Annotated in this window: 2 protein-coding genes; both read right to left on the bottom strand. The window is 48.7% G+C overall.

The window, feature by feature from the left end:
- Positions 1-339: RHS repeat-associated core domain-containing protein (locus AC1DWI_RS24855; RefSeq protein WP_477726138.1), on the bottom strand; the 339-nt coding region annotated here is incomplete at its 3' end.
- On the bottom strand, positions 276-854 hold a 579-nt coding region (locus tag AC1DWI_RS24860), incomplete at its 5' end, for a hypothetical protein (protein WP_477726137.1). The genes AC1DWI_RS24855 and AC1DWI_RS24860, both read right to left, overlap by 64 nt.

Consider the following 854-nt stretch of genomic DNA (forward strand, 5'->3'; position numbering starts at 1 on the left):
ACACACGTCTTTCCAATGCCACACGACGACGAAGCAGTGTTTAGCGCCAAGCCGGCGAGCCTTCGGATCGTTCACAGGCCGGCACACCACGGTTGTATCCAGACCCGACGGGTCCACTAGTCTCAACGGATCGCCCTCCACATAGCTAAAGGTATTGATGCCACCCGCCAGTCCAATGGGATCGGACTGCATATACCGCCCAATCCTCGGGTTGTACTCCCGATGCCAATTCTGGAACAGCCCACTCTCGGCATCAAAGGTTTGTCGAAAATCCTCTAATGGGCTTTGGCTACTCGAATCGCAAGCATCGGTGAAGTAAGGTCCTGCTGAGTGAGCAATATTGCTATGCCCGCGTCATCAAGAATTGCGTATGTATAAGCATTGGAAATGAAGAATCTCGTGCACTCGGTTTCTGAGCAACTCAATAACTCGTTGCCGGAACGAGCGCGCAAAGTGATTCTCGCTGGGCTATAGACTTGAGATGAATTTAAAACCGTGTACCCTGACCTTGAAGGGGGCAATGAAATGACTTTTTTACTTAAGGTTCCGATAGGCCCCAAAGACCAACTAACCAAATTCAGGCTCTTAATTTCTTGCCAAGCAGTGGAACATGTCGCGTAAAGCCTCTCATTATCTATCGCGTAGACCGGAGCCGCAGGAATTGCTAAAAAACTGGTGCTTCTATAAGCTGAACAGTCTGCGTTAATTTGTGCAAAGAAATCTTGAGAAATTGAAACTTCTGACTGCTCAGTAACATTGAGTAGAGTATTTTGGAAAAACAGGAGATCTCTGTATCGAACCGGTGCAACGATAGTAGAAGGGGCTTGGGGCCAACGTCCTGTCCTGTTACCCCA

Source organism: Polaromonas sp. P3_C2 (assembly GCF_056402675.1).